The following is a 15,521-nucleotide window of genomic DNA, read 5'->3' as shown; positions in this document are numbered from 1 at the left end:
GCTTAGCGCAACACCGGCAAACTCGTGGTGGACTTGATCTCCGACAAGGCCACTATCGAGTTGACCTCCTGGATCCCCGGCACCATCGACAGTTTTTCGAAGAAAAACCGCTCATACGCCTCGATGTCCGACGTGACGATCCGCAGTAGAAAATCCACCGCCCCCATCAGCACATAACATTCCAGCACTTCTGGAAAGCCGCGAATCGCCTCGGTGAATTCGGTGAAGTTGGAACGGCCGTGGGCGTTGAGTTTCACCTCGGCAAAAATCTGCGTGTTCAGGCCGATTTTCTTGCGATCCAGCAGGGTGACCTGGCCGCGAATCACCCCCTCCTCTTTCAGCCGCTGAATCCGCCGCCAGCACGGCGACTGCGACAGGCCGACCTGTTCGGCGATCTGTGCGCTGGAAAGCGAAGCGTCTTCCTGCAACAGCGCCAGAATGCGCCGGTCGTACACGTCCAACTCACTGTGCTTAGAAATACCCATTAATCATCACTTCAGGAATTACATGATTCTCTTATAAGCCAATATCGGCTTTTTTAGATAAGAAATCTCCCGCGCCGAATGCAAAAATTTCTGCAGTCGAATCCGGAGAATCATCATGCACGTCGTCGAAGCCGCCAGCCCCGCCCCACGCGTCGATGCCTGGGCCGTCAGCAGTGCCCACTGCCAGGCGCACTATCAAATCCTCGCCGAGGCAGAGCCTGATGTGTTGTGCCGGGTGCTCAACTATTTTGCCCTGCAGTTCCTGGTGCCTCGCCACGTGAACGTGCAGCGCGAAGACGACCTGCTGGCGATCGAGATCGTGATGGATGGCCTGAGCTGGCACCGCGCCCAGGTGATCGGTGAAAAACTTCGTAACCTGATCAGCGTGTGCTCACTGGAGCTGCATCCGGCTGATGCCGCGCGGCCTCTGGCGGCACAGGCGGCGGGTCAGTAAAAGCCTGCAATAAACCCTGGAGGCCGACGCGAAAAGGGTGACTAGCCTGAGGACTACGCCTAACCGTTAGCCAGGAACGTCACCATGTCCGTTGCGCCAAATGCCCAGGATCGCTGGCTGGAAATCCATCAGCTGTTGCCTGCCCTGATCGACCAGGGCCTGGTGCCCGCCGACCTGACCGTACCGGCGAACAGTGGGCTGCATCCCCTTGAATGCATTGCCAGCCAGGGCCCGTCCCTGGAAACCCTGACCGAATGGCTCGCCCGCCACTGCGGCCAGCCCTACCTGCGTATCGACCCGTTGAAAATCGACGTTGCAGCGGTAGTGCCGCTGATGTCCTACGCCTTTGCACAGCGGCACAGGATCCTCGCCGTGGCGGTGGATACCCACAGCGTCACGGTCGCCAGCGCCCAGCCGTATGTAAACAGTTGGGAAGCCGGCCTGGCGCAGGTATTGAAGCGTTCCATCCGGCGGGTGGTCGCCAACCCCCAGGATATTCAGCGCTGCACCGTGGAGTTTTACCGGCTGGCTAAATCGGTGAGCGGCGCGGTTGATCAAAAGACATCCGGCACCCCCAACATCGAGCAACTGCTTACCCTCGGCGCCAGCGACCAGGAGCCCGACGCCAATGACGCGCACATCGTCAATATCGTCGACTGGCTGCTGCAGTACGCCTTTGCCCAGCGGGCCAGTGATATCCATATCGAACCCGGGCGCGACCAGGGCCGCGTGCGGTTTCGCATTGACGGGCTGCTGCACGACGTCTATCAATTTCCATCCCAGGTGACGACGGCGGTGGTCAGCCGCCTGAAAAGCCTTGGCCGGATGAACGTGGCGGAAAAACGCAAACCCCAGGACGGCCGGGTAAAGACCAAAAGCCCCGCGGGCGGCGAAGTGGAACTGCGTCTGTCGACCCTGCCTACGGCCTTCGGCGAAAAGCTGGTGATGCGGATTTTCGACCCGCAGGTACTGCACAAGGATTTCCAGCAACTGGGGCTCTCCAGCGACGACCTGCAACGCTGGCAATCCATGACCGGCCAGGCCAATGGCATCATCCTGGTCACCGGCCCCACCGGGTCGGGCAAGACCAGCACCCTCTACACCACGCTCAAGCAACTGGCGACCCGTGAGGTCAACCTGTGCACCGTCGAAGACCCGATCGAAATGGTCGTGCCGGCTTTCAACCAGATGCAGGTCCAGCACAACATCGACCTGACCTTCGCCAGCGGCATCCGCGCCCTGATGCGCCAGGACCCGGACATCATCATGATCGGCGAGATTCGCGACCTGGAAACCGCAGAAATGGCGATCCAGGCCGCGCTCACCGGGCACCTGGTGCTGTCGACGCTGCACACCAACGACGCACCCGGCGCCATCAGCCGCTTGCTGGAACTGGGCATTCCCCATTACCTGATCAACGCCACGCTGCTGGGGGTGATGGCCCAGCGTCTGGTGCGTGTGTTATGCCCGCACTGCAAGCGGCCCGCCGGGCAGGTCTATCAGGCCGTCGGTTGCGGGGAATGTCGGGAAAGTGGTTATCGAGGGCGGGCCGGGATCTACGAGGTCATGCTGCTGAACGACCGCCTCAAGGCCCTGATCACCCCGGGCGCCGACATCCAGGCCCTGCGCCACGCGGCCCTTGGCGAGGGAATGTGCAGCTTGCGGTCTGCCGGTACACGCAAGGTCATGGCAGGGCTGACGACGCTGGAAGAGGTACTGCGAGTGACGCCTGGGGATTCAGAAACAAATCCTTTGATTGATGGGCCGGTAAACCGTCCTTATCCCTGACAACCCCGTTACAATCGGTCAAACCTCGCGTTACCGCCAACACCAGACAAGGAATCGTTATGCAGATCGGAACCGTACTGCTGCTATTTGTAGGCTTGGCCGTCGCCATCCTCTTCATGGGTTTCAAGGTCGTCCCACAGGGCTACCAGTGGACGGTCGAGCGCTTCGGCCGCTACACCAACACCCTCAAGCCGGGCCTGAATATCATCATCCCGGTCATGGACCGCATCGGTCGCAAGATCAACGTGATGGAAAGCGTGCTGGATATTCCGCCCCAGGAAGTCATCACCGCCGACAACGCCACGGTGCAGATCGACGCCGTGTGCTTCTTCCAGGTGGTCAATACGGCCCAGGCCGCCTACGAGGTGAACAACCTCGAACACGCCATCCGCAACCTGCTGCAAACCAACATCCGTACCGTGCTCGGCTCCATGGAGCTGGATGCGATGCTCAGCCAGCGTGACGGCATCAACGAGAAACTGCTGCGCACCGTCGACGAAGCCACCGCACCGTGGGGCATCAAGATCACCCGGATCGAGATCAAGGACATCAGCCCGCCAGCCGACCTGATGGCCGCGATGTCCGGCCAGATGAAGGCCGAGCGGATCAAGCGTGCGCAGATTCTCGAAGCCGAAGGCCTGCGAGCCTCCGCGATCCTGACCGCCGAAGGCAAGAAGCAGGCGCAGATTCTTGAAGCTGAAGGCGGTCGTCAGGCCGCGTTCCTTGAGTCCGAAGCCCGCGAACGTCAGGCCGAGGCCGAAGCCCGCGCCACCCAGGTGGTCTCGGAAGCAATCGCCACCGGCAACGTGCAGGCGATCAACTACTTTGTCGCCCAGAAATACATCGACGCACTGGGCAAGCTGGCCTCGGCCAACAACAGCAAGGTGATTTTGATGCCGCTGGAAGCCAGCCAGGTGATTGGTGCCGTCGGCGGCATCGGCGAGATCGTCAAGGCAACCTTCGACAACAAGAAAGCCTGAGGCACGCGCCATGTGGGAATTCCTGCAGCACCTGTCGTTTTGGGACTGGCTGGCACTGGGCACCGTGCTGTTGATCCTTGAAGTGTTCGGTGCCGGTGGTTATCTGTTGTGGATGGGCATCGCCGCCGCCGCCGTGGGCGTGATCAAGTTCCTGATCCCCAGCCTGGGCCTTGAGTGGCAACTGCTGCTGTTCGCCGTGCTCTCGATCCTCACGGCGGTGTACTGGTGGCGACGCCAGCGCAGCAGCGCCAAGGTCAGCGACCAGCCGGGGCTGAACATGCGTGGTTCGGAGTTGATGGGGCGCACCTTTGTGGTGCGTCAGGCAATTATCGAGGGCCGTGGCAAGATCAAGATCGGCGATGGTGTATGGATCGCAGCCGGCCCGGACGCGCCCGTGGGAGCACACGTGCGTGTCATCGGTCAGGACGGCGTGATTCTAAAGGTTGAAACTGTTTAGTCAGCCATGGAACTCGGCTGGGCTATCTACAATCAAACTGTACAGATAACCCAGTCGGAGTCACCCATCATGCGTCTAAAATATGCTGTCGCTACCCTCGCTGTGCTTTCCCTTCCTGTCGGTTCAGCCATGGCCGACAGCTTCTGGCGTAATGTCATCTCATCGGGTGCCACCACCGGCTCGACGTACCTGACCTTCAAGGACCACAAAATGGTGGTCGCCGCTCAAGACGACGCCGGTAGCTTCGTCGCCAGCGACGGCAGCATCCGTGGCCCATACCTGGAAGCTGCGATGCAGAAGGTCCGCGCCGATAACCCTGGCCTGAAAGCCACGGACATGGACCTGGCCAACGCGATTCTGGCGAAAAACGCCATTGCTTCCGAGTAACACCGCCACCTGAAAAATGCCGCTCTTTGGGAGCGGCATTTTTTTGCCCAATTTTCCTACGGTCAATGCTGGCGATTCCCCATTCGAACAGGAAAAGTCCTGTCGAGCTGCCCGCACGCCACGCAACAAGCTGTCGATTCCCTTTAGCCCAAGTGAATCGATGACCATGCAAAAACTCTCCTGCGCGCTTCTGCTCGCCGCGATTGCCACCCCCCATGCCCAGGCAGAAGGCTGGTACGGGTCGGCAAAGCTCAACAGTGCTCGCCAGAATCTCTCCAGCGCCCTGCTGACCAGCCCCCGCGTCACCGATCGGGTGTCGGCCCCTGATAGCAGCAAAACCTTCACCGGATCATTCGCCTTGGGTTATGCCTTTGCCGATGGCTGGCGCCTGGAAGGGGAATACACCACCCCCAGCCAGTCGAACTTCAAATCCCAATGGGCGCCATTCAATGCCAACGTCAACAGCCTGCAGGCCGACAGCCAGCGCTTGATGCTCAATGGTTATAAAAACATCCCGATCAACGAGTGGCTGTCGTTCTACGGCATAGCGGGAGTGGGTTTGGCCCAGATTGACGCCGAGGGTTACCAGACCAACAAGACCCGGCGCTTCGCCAGCAACCGCCAGCACAATTTCGCCTACAGCGTAGGCCTGGGGCTGGACGCCAAGGTCAGCGAAACCCTGACCCTGGGCACCGGCTGGCGCTACGTGGACATGGGCAGGATTGAAACCGGCTACAACACCTTCGCCAACCGTATCAACGCCCGCGACGAGCAGCTGAAGGGCAAGCTCAAGGAGCAGAATGTGTTTCTGGAGGCCCGCGTAGCCTTCTAGGCCAAGCCCCAGGGATGCCGCCGCCAAGGCGGCATTTTTTGACCAGAGGGTGACGATTCATTCACAGACGACAGGCTATATTCAGTCGAACCGTGCAACCATGCCCGGCATTGATATGCTTTTTTCTCATCGTCTACCTGAAACGGATGCCTTCAACGCCATGAGCCAACTGCCCTTTCTGCCGTTTTCCAAGCCCACCATTGATGAAGCCACCATCTCGGCGGTGGGCGACGTACTGCGCTCCGGCTGGATCACCAGCGGGCCGAAAGTGCAGGCGTTCGAAGCGCAGCTGTCGGAATACTTTGGCGGGCGCCCGGTGCGCACCTTCAACTCGGGCACCTGCACCATGGAGATTGCCTTGCGCATCGCCGGCATCGGGCCCGGGGATGAAGTCATCACCACCCCGATCTCGTGGGTCGCCACTGCCAACGTGATTCTGGAGGTCGGCGCCACGCCAGTGTTCGCCGATATCGACCCGGTCACCCGCAATATCGACCTGGCCCAGGTAGAAGCGGCAATCACCCCGCGCACCAAGGCGATCATCCCGGTGTACCTGGCCGGCCTTCCCGTGGACATGCCGCTGCTCTACGCACTGGCCAACAAGTACAACCTGCGCATTGTCGAAGATGCTGCCCAGGCCCTGGGCTCCAGCTGGGATGGCGAACGTATTGGCTCTACGGGCGATTTCGTGTCATTCAGCTTCCAGGCGAACAAGAACATCACGTCGTCCGAAGGCGGCTGCCTGGTGTTGAACACCCCTGAAGAAGCACGCCTGGCCGAGAAATATCGCCTGCAAGGCGTTACCCGCACCGGCTTCGACGGCCTGGACGTGGACGTGCTCGGCGGCAAGTTCAACATGACCGACATTGCAGCGGCCATCGGCCTGGGTCAGTTTGCCCATATCGAGAAGATCACCGCCCACCGCCAGGCACTGGCGCGGCACTATTTCGAGTGTTTCGGCAGTGATTTTGAAGCGCAGTACGGTGCGCAATTGCCACCGGCCGATTTCGAAAACAGCAACTGGCACCTGTTCCAGCTGGTACTGCCGGAGCGCCAGGACGGTTTGCCGGCCCGTGCCACATTCATGGAGCAGATGCAGGCCCATGGCGTCGGCATTGGCTATCACTACCCGCCGATCCACCTGCTGAGCTTGTACAAGGCGCAGGGATTCAAGGAAGGCATGTTCCCGGTAGCGGAAAAAGTGGGGCGTTTGATTGTGTCGCTGCCGATGTTCACGGCGATGACGAAAGCGGACGTAGAGCGTTCGGTAGCGGCGGTAAAAGCGGTGTTGAAGCGCTGACAAAACCTTTGCGGGAGCCGGTTGCCGGCTCCCGCAGCGGGATCACTCGCCGATGGCAGCCTTGTAACCGGCAGCGTCCAGCAGTTTTTCCAAGTCAGCCGGGTTGCTTGGCTTGAGCTTGAAGATCCAGGCGCCGTAAGGGTCGGAGTTCAACAGCTCTGGCTCACCGCTCAAGGCGTCGTTCACCGCGATCACTTCGCCAGCAATCGGCGAGTAGATATCCGAAGCGGCCTTCACCGATTCAACCACGCCGGCCTGGTCAGCCGCCTTGAACACGTTGCCGACTTCGGTCAACTCAACGAACACCACATCCCCCAATGCTTCCTGGGCATGGTCCGAGATCCCGACGGTCACGGTGCCGTCAGCTTCCAGACGGGCCCATTCGTGACTTTCGGCAAAACGCAGGTCGGCAGGGATATCGCTCATAGTCTGTGTCCTCAAGAAAAAATGTCAGCGGCCATTGGCCCGCCGGAAAAGTTAAATCAATGTTTTGCCATGGCGCACGAACGTCGGCTTGACCACCCGAACCGGGTACCACTTGCCGCGGATTTCCACCTCGGCCCGGTCAGCAGTCGCCGACGGCACACGTGCCAGGGCAATGGATTTGCTTAGCGTAGGAGAGAAACTACCACTGGTGATCTCTCCTTCGCCAACATTGGCGATACGAACCACCTGATGTGCGCGTAAAACCCCACGCTCCTCCAGCACCAGGCCGACCAACTTGGACTTCACACCTGCTGCTTTTTCGGCTTCCAGGGCGGCACGGCCGATGAAATCACGCCCGGCCGGCTCCCAGGCGATGCTCCAGGCCATGTTGGCCGCCAAGGGCGATACGTCCTGGTGAATATCCTGACCGTAGAGGTTCATGCCGGCCTCAAGGCGCAGCGTGTCGCGGGCGCCGAGGCCGATGGGGGAAATGCCTGCGCCGACCAGATCGTTGAAAAACGCCGGGGCCTGCTCGGCCGGCAGGACAATTTCCAGGCCGTCTTCACCGGTATAACCGGTGCGCGCAATAAACCAGTCGCCATCGGCCAGGCCTTCAAAGGGCTTGAGCTGGTGGATCAAGGTGGCGCGAGACTGAGTCACCAGCTCAGCGATCTTCTGCCGGGCGTGGGGGCCCTGAATGGCAAGCATGGCCAACTCGGGACGCTCGTGAAGCCGGGCCTGATAGCTGCCGAGCCGGGCCTGCATCCAGGCCATGTCCTGGTCACGGGTAGCGGCGTTGACCACCAGCCGGTAACCACTCTCGGTACGGTAGACAATCATGTCATCCACCACGCCGCCTTGCTCGTTGAGCATGGCGCTGTACAACGCACGGCCGCAGCCGTGCAATCGGTCAACATCATTGGCCAGCAAATGCTGGAGCCATTCCTTGGCCTGGGGGCCTGTGATATCGATCACGGTCATATGGGATACATCAAACACCCCGCAATCGCGTCGCACCTGATGGTGTTCCTCAACCTGCGAGCCGTAATGCAAAGGCATATCCCAACCGCCAAAATCGACCATTTTCGCGCCAAGGGCGAGATGCAGGTCATACAGAGGCGTGCGCTGTCCCATGGGTTTCTCCTTCCGGGCGTGGCGAAGGTGCGGACGGTTGCCGTTCGGGCTACACACCTTGAAATACAAGGCCTGTAGCCGCGTTCAGCGACCCGATCTGGAAGATCGACCGCACCGAATGCCGCGCATTGTAGCCTCAAGGCGTAGGACTGGCACCTAGCCGATTTGTCTCGCCGAACGTCGGATCAGCCCGATGACCGGTAACAGGCCCACCAACACCAGGGTCAGGGCCGGCAGAGAAGCCCGCGCCCACTCGCCTTCGCTGGTCATCTCGAAAATCCGGACCGCCAGCGTGTCCCAGCCGAACGGGCGCATCAGCAAGGTGGCCGGCATTTCCTTGAGCACATCGACAAACACCAGCAACGCCGCACTCAGGGTGCCCGGCAGCAAGAGTGGCAGATACACTTTGCAAAACAGTCGCGGCCCGCTGACTCCCAGGCTGCGGGCAGCTTCGGGCAAGGACGGACGGATTCGCGCCAGGCTGTTTTCCAGCGGCCCATAGGCCACCGCAATGAAACGCACCAGATACGCCAGCAAGAGCGCCGACAGGCTACCCAGTAACAGCGGTTTGCCGGCGCCACCCAGCCAGCCTGAGACCGGGATCACCAGTTCGCGATCCAGGTAGCTGAACGCCAACATGATCGACACCGCCAGCACCGAGCCCGGCAGCGCGTAACCCACGTTGGCCAGGCTGATGCCGGAGCGGATGGCCCGCGTGGGTGCCAGGCGATGGGCGAACGCCAGCACCAGGGCCACGCTGACGGTGATCAGGGCCGCCATCCCCCCCAGGTACAGGGTATGGACGATCAGACCGGCGTAGCGCTCGTCCAGGTCGAAGCGGCCGCGCTGCCAGAACCAGGCCACCAGTTGCAGCATCGGAATCACAAACGCGCAGGCAAACACCAAGCCGCACCAAACGCTGGCCGCCACCGCCGTGAACCCGCGCAGGTGGTACAGCGCCTTGCCGCGAGGCCGCTCATTGCTCGGCCGGCTGGCGCCCCGGGCGCGGCGTTCGCCGTACAGCACCAACATCACCACCAGCAACAAGAGGCTGGCCAACTGCGCCGCACTGGAAAGACTGAAAAAGCCGTACCAGGTCTTGTAGATGGCGGTGGTAAAGGTGTCGAAGTTGAACACCGAGACCGCGCCGAAATCCGCCAGGGTTTCCATCAGCGCCAGGGCTACGCCCGCACCGATGGCGGGGCGCGCCATGGGCAACGCTACGCGCCAGAATGCCTGCCATGGCGACTGGCCCAATACCCGCGCCGCTTCCATCAGGCCTTTGCCCTGGGCCAGGAAGGCCGTGCGCGCCAGCAGATAAACGTAGGGGTAGAACACCAGCACCAGCACGATGATCACGCCGCTGGTTGATCGCACGCGTGGCAGGCGCAAGCCCATGCCGAACACGTCGCGCAACAGGGTTTGTACCGGGCCGGAGAAGTCCAGCAGGCCGACGAACACGAAGGCCAGGACGTAGGCGGGAATCGCGAAAGGCAGCATCAAGGCCCAGTCCAGCCAACGCCGGCCGGGGAATTCGCAGAGGCTGGTCAGCCACGCCAGGCTGACGCCCAGCAGCGTGACGCCCACACCAACACCCAGCACCAGGGTCAGGGTGTTACCCAACAGGCGCGGCATCTGGGTTTCCCAAAGATGGGACCAGATCTGTTGGTCGATGGTCTGCCACGACAGCAACAGGACGCTCAGCGGCAACAGCACCAGGGCGGCGACGGTGAAGACCGGCAGGTACCAGCGGCGTTGGGCGGGATGGGCCAAAAGGATCGGATCTCTGGGAATAATATCTTGAACTCGCCACAACACAGTGTGGGAGCCGGGCTTGTCGAACCGTCGCACCGCCGCGATGCAGGCACCACGGTGTGTCAGTCACACCGTGGTGATGCTATCGCAGGCAAGCCAGCTCCCACACTGTCTTGCGGTGTCTTGAAGAGTCTACTTAGTTCCAGCCAGCCCGATCCATCAAGCGAATGGCCTCAGCCTGACGTTTGCCCGCCACTTCCACCGGCAATGTATCGGCCACAAACTTGCCCCAGGTCGCGACTTCCGCCGACGGCGGCACCGCCGGGTTGGCCGGGAATTCCTGGTTCACGTCCGCAAAGATCTTCTGCGCTTCCGGCGTGGTCATCCACTCCACCAGCGCCTTGGCGGCCTCCGGATGTGGCGCATGTTTGGTCAGGCCGATGCCCGACAGGTTGACGTGCACCCCACGGTCGCCCTGGTTCGGCCAGAACAGCTTCACCGCCAGGTCCGGCTTCTGCTTGTGCAGGCGGCCGTAGTAGTAGGTATTGACGATACCGACGTCGCACTGCCCGGCATTGATCGCCTCCAGCACGGCGATGTCATCGGAGAACACGTCGGTGGACAGGTTGTTGACCCAGCCCTTGACGATCTCCTCGGTCTTGGCCGCGCCGTGGGTTTCGATCAGGGTGGCGGTCAGCGACTGGTTGTAGACCTTCTTCGCGGTACGCAGGCACAGGCGGCCTTCCCACTGCTTGTCGGCCAGGGCTTCGTAGGTGGTCAGGTCGCCCGGCTTCACGCGATCAGTGGAGTAGGCGATGGTGCGCGCGCGCAGGCTCAAGCCGGTCCAGGCATGGGCCGAAGAGCGATATTGAAGGGGAATATTCTTGTCGATCACCGCGGAGGTGAACGGTTGCAGGATGCCCATCTGCTCGGCTTGCCACAGGTTGCCGGCGTCGACGGTGAGCAGCAGGTCGGCGGTGGCGTTTTCACCTTCGGCCTTGATGCGCTGCATCAGCGGCGCTTCCTTGTCGGTGATGAACTTGATCTGCACGCCGGTCTTCTTGGTGTAGGCGTCGAACACCGGCTTGATCAGTTCGTCGATACGCGAGGAGTAGACCACGACTTCGTCGGCCGCCTGCACGGTGGTGCTGCCGATAAGGGTGAGTGCCAGGGCAGTCAGGAGGCGCTTGGGTGCCAACATGGGTGCGGTCTCTCATTTGCAAAAAGAGGGCAAATGATAAGGACTCACATTTGGTAGCGCTCGGCGGAGGCGTTACCAGATGTTGCACTGCCCCCTCAGGCCTTGGCCAGCTCCGGTAAATCCCCGGTCAAACCCAATGCCTGGCGCACGAACAGCGCCTTGGCCTCGGGCATCTGCTCGACCACCTTCAACCCGGCATTGCGCAACCAGCGCAACGGCAGTTGATCGGCCTGGAACAACCGTTCAAAACCTTCCATCGCAGCCATCAGCGCCAGGTTGTGCGGCATGCGCCGACGCTCGTAACGGCTGAGCACCTTCACCTCCGCCAGGCGCTCGCCGCGCTCATTAGCGGCCAACAGCACCTCGGCCAGCACCGCCGCGTCGAGGAAACCCAGATTGACGCCCTGCCCCGCCAGCGGATGAATGACGTGGGCCGCATCGCCAATCAACGCCAGCCCCTCGGCCACGTAACGCTTGGCATGGCGCTGACGCAACGGCACGCACAGCCGTGGATCGGCGCTTAACACCGTGCCCAGGCGGCCTTCGAAGGCCAGCTCCAGCTCACGGCAGAAGCTTTCGTCGTCCAGCGCCATCAAACGCTCGGACTCACTCGGGGTGGTCGACCAGACGATCGAACACCAATCCTCCTGCCCGTCCCGCACCAGCGGCAAGAAGGCCAGCGGGCCGTTATCGGTAAAACGCTGCCAGGCCGTGCGCTGATGCGCCTGGCTGCTGCGCACGCTGGTGACGATGGCGTTGTGCAGATAATCCCACTCTCGGGTGGCGGTGCCCGTGAGGCGGCGCACGGCCGAGTTGGCACCGTCTGCTGCGACCACCAGCGGCGCGCGCAAGGTGCGGCCGTCGGCCAGGGTCAGCAGCCAGTCATCACCGGAGCGACGCATCTGCTCCAGGCGCGCATTGGCCAGCAGGCCCAGGTCGCAGTCATGCAGGCGATCGAGCAAGGCATCCTGGACCACACGGTTTTCGACGATATGCCCCAGCACCTCGGCATGCACGCTGGCCGCCGAGAAGTGGATCTGCCCGGTGCCGCTGCCGTCCCACACCTGCATCTCGGCGTACGGGCTGGCGCGTCGCTCGACGATCCCGTCCCACACGCCAAGGCGCTCGAGGATGCGCTGGCTGGCCGCCGACAAGGCGCTCACCCGCGGCTCGAACGCGGCTTGCGGGTCGAACGGCTTGACGCTGAGCGGGCTGCCATCGAGCAGCAGCACCTGCAGGCCACTGCCCTGCAACGCCAGCGCCAGGGCGCTTCCGACCATTCCGGCCCCGACAATCAGCACATCTGCGCGCATGTCCATGCTTTAAGCCTGTCTCGATTGCGGCTTGCGCCGCACGTAAAGGGTTTTGTCGACCCGCGCCACCAGGGTGCCGGAGCCGTCATGAATCTGCACCTTGAGCTGCGGCAGGTATTTGTCGCCGCTGGCGGTGTGCTGGCGAATCTCGTCCAGCAAGGCATCGTCGATGGAGAATTCGGCATACACCGGGCCCTTGCCCGGCGAGATGAAATCGATGCTCGCGGCCTTGTCCCAGACAATGTAGTCGCGGCCCAGGTTCTCCATCAGCAACAGCATGTAGAACGGGTCGACCATCGAATACAGGCTGCCGCCAAACTGCGTGCCCACGTAATTACGGTTGTACCAGCCCAGGCCCATGCGCACCTTGGCGTGACGGAAATCGGCGCTGAGGTGCTGCACCCGAACCCCGGCACCGAGGTACGGCGGGTACAGGGTCAGGAACCAGCGCAGCAGCCGCGCCTTGCCCAGGCGTTGGGTCAGCCACTCACGCATCGGGACGGGTGCCCAGGCCCATGGCCTGGCGGGCGAACCAGCGTTTGGCCGGCGGCAGCAAGTCCAGGCCCAGCAAGCCCATGTTGCGGCCCAGCGCTACCAACGGCTGGGCACTGCCAAACAATCGGGTCACCTGATCGGAGAAACCAACCGTGAGTTTCTGGTCCATGCGCTGACGCTCGCGGTACGCCTGCAGTGTCGCCAGGTCGCCCGGTACTGCCGGCCCGGCCAACAAGGCCTCGGCCAGGGCGTAGGCATCGCGCAGGGACAGGTTGAAGCCCTGGCCGGCAATCGGGTGCAGGCTGTGGGCGGCATTGCCGAGCACGGCCAGATGGGAGCGCACTTGCTCTTCCGCTTCCACGAGGGTCAACGGGTACAAGTAACGGGCACCGACCTGCTTCAGGGTGCCCAGGCGGTAGCCGAACACGCCCTGCAATTCACTGAGGAAGCTGCGCTCGTCCAGCTCGGCCAGACGCTGGGCGTCCATGCCGATGCGGGTCCACACCAGCGCGCAACGGTTGTCCGGCAACGGCAGCAAGGCCATCGGCCCTTCGTCGGTGAAACGCTCGAAGGCCTCGCCGTTGTGGGCTTCGCTCGGGGTGATGTTGGCGATCAGCGCGCTCTGGTTGTACGGGCGTTTTTTAACGCCGATACCCAGTTGTTCGCGCAAGCCGGAACGGCCGCCATCGGCCAGCACCGCAAGGTCGCACTCCAGCTCGGTTTCGTCATTCAGGGTCAGGCGGTAGCCATCGGCAAGCGGCTCCATGCGGGTGACTTCCGCCGGGCAGCGCCAACTGACCACCTCTTTGTCCAGGCCTTGCCACAGGCATTGGCCGAGCCAGGCGTTTTCCACCACGTAGCCGAGGGCGGGCACGCCTTCTTCCATGGCCGACAGGCGCGCAGTGGAGAAGCGGCCACGGTCCGACACATGAATCTGCTTGATCGGCTCGGCGCGGCGGGAAATCTCCTGCCACACGCCCAACCGTTGATAAATCTGCCGAGCGCCGAAGGACAGCGCCGAAGAGCGCGCGTCATAACTCGGCTGGTAACTGTCGCCGGGGGCGAACGGCTCGATCAGCACGATCTTCCAGCCACGGGCCTTGGCCCCCGCCTGCAACGCCAAGGCGAGGCTGGCGCCCACCAGGCCGCCGCCGATAATCGCCAGGTTGACCCGGCTCATCGGGCGCTTGCCATCAGTGCTTCGATCTCGGCAACGGACTTGGGCACGCCACCGGTCAGAATTTCACAGCCTTGCTTGGTCACCACCACGTCGTCCTCGATGCGTACGCCAATGCCACGCCATTTCTTCGCCACGTTCTGGTTGTCGGGCGAGATGTAAATCCCCGGCTCAACGGTCAGCGCCATGCCGACTTCCAGCACCCGCCACTCGCCGCCCACCTTGTATTCGCCCACATCGTGCACATCCATGCCCAGCCAGTGGCCGGCGCGGTGCATGTAGAAGGCTTTATAGGCTTCGCTGGCGATCAACTCGTCGACGTCACCCTGCAACAATCCCAGCTTGACCAGCCCGGCGGTGATCACTTGCACCGTCGCCTCGTGGGCCTGGTTCCAATGCTTGTTCGGGGCGATTTCGGCAAAGGCGGCTTCCTGGGAAGCCAGCACGATTTCGTAAATCGCCTTTTGCTCGGCGGAGAACTTGCCGCTCACCGGCCAGGTGCGGGTGATGTCGCTGGCGTAGCAGTCGATCTCACAACCGGCATCGATCAACACCAGGTCGCCGTCCTTGAGCACTGCGTCATTCTGCTGGTAATGCAGGATGCAACTGTTGCGCCCGGAGGCGACGATGGAGCCATAGGCCGGCATCTTCGCCCCGCCCTTGCGAAACTCGTAATCCAGCTCCGCTTCCAGGCTGAACTCATACAAACCCGCGCGACTGGCCTGCATCGCCCGCACATGGGCCGCGCAGGAAATCCGCGCGGCCTCGCGCATCACCTTCACTTCTGCCGCCGATTTATACAGGCGCATGTCGTGAAGCAGATGATCCAGGGCAACAAATTCGTTCGGTGGCTGGGCGCCGAGGTGCGCTTTAGAGCGGATCACGTTGATCCACTCCATCAGGTGCCGGTCGAACTCGGCGTTGCTGCCCATGGCCGAGTACACCCGGTCGCGGCCTTCGATCAGGCCGGGCAGGATGTCGTCGATATCGGTGATCGGAAACGCGTCGTCGGCGCCAAACTCGCGGATCGCGCCTTCGGTGCCGGCCCGCAGGCCGTCCCACAGTTCGCGCTCGGCATTGCGCTCACGACAGAACAGCACGTACTCGCCGTGCTGGCGGCCGGGCATCAGCACGATCACCGCTTCCGGTTCCGGGAAGCCGCTCAGGTACTGAAAGTCGCTGTCCTGACGGTAGACGTGCTCGACGTCACGGTTGCGGATAGCAACCGCGGCTGCCGGCAGGATGGCGATGCTGTTGGGTTCCATCTGCGCCATGAGCGCCTTGCGGCGCCGGGTGTATTCCGCTTTGGGGATATGGATCATGGGCAGATGGGCTTC

General features: G+C 62.2%; 16 protein-coding genes. 7 read left to right on the top strand and 9 right to left on the bottom strand.

The annotated features are described in order from the left end of the window. Positions 1-2 precede the first annotated feature (2 nt). Complete coding sequence (locus tag P3C29_RS03045) at positions 3-485, bottom strand: Lrp/AsnC family transcriptional regulator (protein WP_275963890.1); 483 nt, start codon at positions 483-485, stop codon at positions 3-5. Between the two features lie 115 nt (positions 486-600). On the opposite strand from P3C29_RS03045, the gene P3C29_RS03040 reads away from it, so the two are divergent. From P3C29_RS03040 to P3C29_RS03010, 7 genes are all read left to right on the top strand, one after another. Continuing rightward, a complete protein-coding gene (locus tag P3C29_RS03040; RefSeq protein ID WP_201125648.1) occupies positions 601-939 on the top strand; it encodes a hypothetical protein in 339 nt (112 codons plus the stop codon). A gap of 84 nt (positions 940-1,023) precedes the next feature. Continuing rightward, the gene (locus tag P3C29_RS03035) at positions 1,024-2,727 is read left to right on the top strand and encodes a GspE/PulE family protein (RefSeq protein WP_275963889.1); all 1,704 of its coding nucleotides are present in this window, start codon (positions 1,024-1,026) and stop codon (positions 2,725-2,727) included. Between the two features lie 59 nt (positions 2,728-2,786). After that, positions 2,787-3,707, top strand: coding sequence for an SPFH domain-containing protein (locus tag P3C29_RS03030; protein WP_003213925.1), 921 nt, complete (start codon positions 2,787-2,789; stop codon positions 3,705-3,707). A gap of 10 nt (positions 3,708-3,717) precedes the next feature. Further along, on the top strand, positions 3,718-4,164 hold the full coding sequence (locus tag P3C29_RS03025; RefSeq protein WP_275963888.1) for an NfeD family protein: 447 nt from the start codon (positions 3,718-3,720) through the stop codon (positions 4,162-4,164). A 69-nt stretch (positions 4,165-4,233) separates the two neighbouring features. Next, on the top strand, positions 4,234-4,551 hold the full coding sequence (locus P3C29_RS03020) for a DUF2388 domain-containing protein (RefSeq protein ID WP_010167882.1): 318 nt from the start codon (positions 4,234-4,236) through the stop codon (positions 4,549-4,551). Between the two features lie 160 nt (positions 4,552-4,711). After that, on the top strand, positions 4,712-5,383 hold the full coding sequence (locus tag P3C29_RS03015; RefSeq protein ID WP_201125650.1) for an outer membrane beta-barrel protein: 672 nt from the start codon (positions 4,712-4,714) through the stop codon (positions 5,381-5,383). A 160-nt stretch (positions 5,384-5,543) separates the two neighbouring features. After that, positions 5,544-6,683, top strand: a complete 1,140-nt coding sequence (locus P3C29_RS03010) for a DegT/DnrJ/EryC1/StrS aminotransferase family protein (protein ID WP_010167886.1) — start codon at positions 5,544-5,546, stop codon at positions 6,681-6,683. Positions 6,684-6,725: 42 nt separating this feature from the next. Here the strand turns inward: P3C29_RS03010 and gcvH are convergent, their stop codons facing one another. The 8 genes from gcvH to pepP all read right to left on the bottom strand — a co-directional run bounded on the left by gcvH (position 6,726) and on the right by pepP (position 15,506). Then, a complete protein-coding gene (gene gcvH / locus P3C29_RS03005) occupies positions 6,726-7,109 on the bottom strand; it encodes a glycine cleavage system protein GcvH (protein WP_010167888.1) in 384 nt (127 codons plus the stop codon). A 51-nt stretch (positions 7,110-7,160) separates the two neighbouring features. Then, positions 7,161-8,243 carry a glycine cleavage system aminomethyltransferase GcvT gene (gene gcvT / locus P3C29_RS03000; protein ID WP_010167890.1) on the bottom strand — a complete coding sequence of 361 codons (1,083 nt, stop codon included), beginning with the start codon at positions 8,241-8,243 and terminating at the stop codon, positions 7,161-7,163. Between the two features lie 156 nt (positions 8,244-8,399). Beyond that, the gene (locus tag P3C29_RS02995; protein WP_275963887.1) at positions 8,400-10,016 is read right to left on the bottom strand and encodes an iron ABC transporter permease; all 1,617 of its coding nucleotides are present in this window, start codon (positions 10,014-10,016) and stop codon (positions 8,400-8,402) included. A gap of 178 nt (positions 10,017-10,194) precedes the next feature. Continuing rightward, positions 10,195-11,199, bottom strand: coding sequence for an extracellular solute-binding protein (locus P3C29_RS02990; RefSeq protein ID WP_169386881.1), 1,005 nt, complete (start codon positions 11,197-11,199; stop codon positions 10,195-10,197). Positions 11,200-11,294: 95 nt separating this feature from the next. Then, positions 11,295-12,512 (bottom strand): 2-octaprenyl-3-methyl-6-methoxy-1,4-benzoquinol hydroxylase, encoded by a 1,218-nt coding sequence (locus tag P3C29_RS02985; RefSeq protein WP_275963991.1) that lies wholly within the window; start codon positions 12,510-12,512, stop codon positions 11,295-11,297. A 9-nt stretch (positions 12,513-12,521) separates the two neighbouring features. Further along, on the bottom strand, positions 12,522-13,007 hold the full coding sequence (locus P3C29_RS02980; RefSeq protein WP_010167898.1) for a DUF4442 domain-containing protein: 486 nt from the start codon (positions 13,005-13,007) through the stop codon (positions 12,522-12,524). Further along, a complete protein-coding gene (ubiH, locus tag P3C29_RS02975) occupies positions 13,000-14,187 on the bottom strand; it encodes a 2-octaprenyl-6-methoxyphenyl hydroxylase (RefSeq protein WP_275963886.1) in 1,188 nt (395 codons plus the stop codon). Before ubiH ends, P3C29_RS02980 begins: the two co-directional genes overlap by 8 nt. Further along, entirely contained in the window at positions 14,184-15,506 is a 1,323-nt protein-coding gene (gene pepP / locus P3C29_RS02970; RefSeq protein ID WP_010167901.1) for a Xaa-Pro aminopeptidase, read from the bottom strand. Before pepP ends, ubiH begins: the two co-directional genes overlap by 4 nt. Between the last annotated feature and the right edge of the window lie 15 nt (positions 15,507-15,521).

Origin of the sequence: Pseudomonas sp. 1912-s (assembly GCF_029269205.1) — a bacterium.
Taxonomy (GTDB): Bacteria; Pseudomonadota; Gammaproteobacteria; order Pseudomonadales; family Pseudomonadaceae; genus Aquipseudomonas.
The sequence above is the reverse complement of the archived record's forward strand: the minus strand, read 5'-3'. Positions and strand labels throughout refer to the sequence as shown.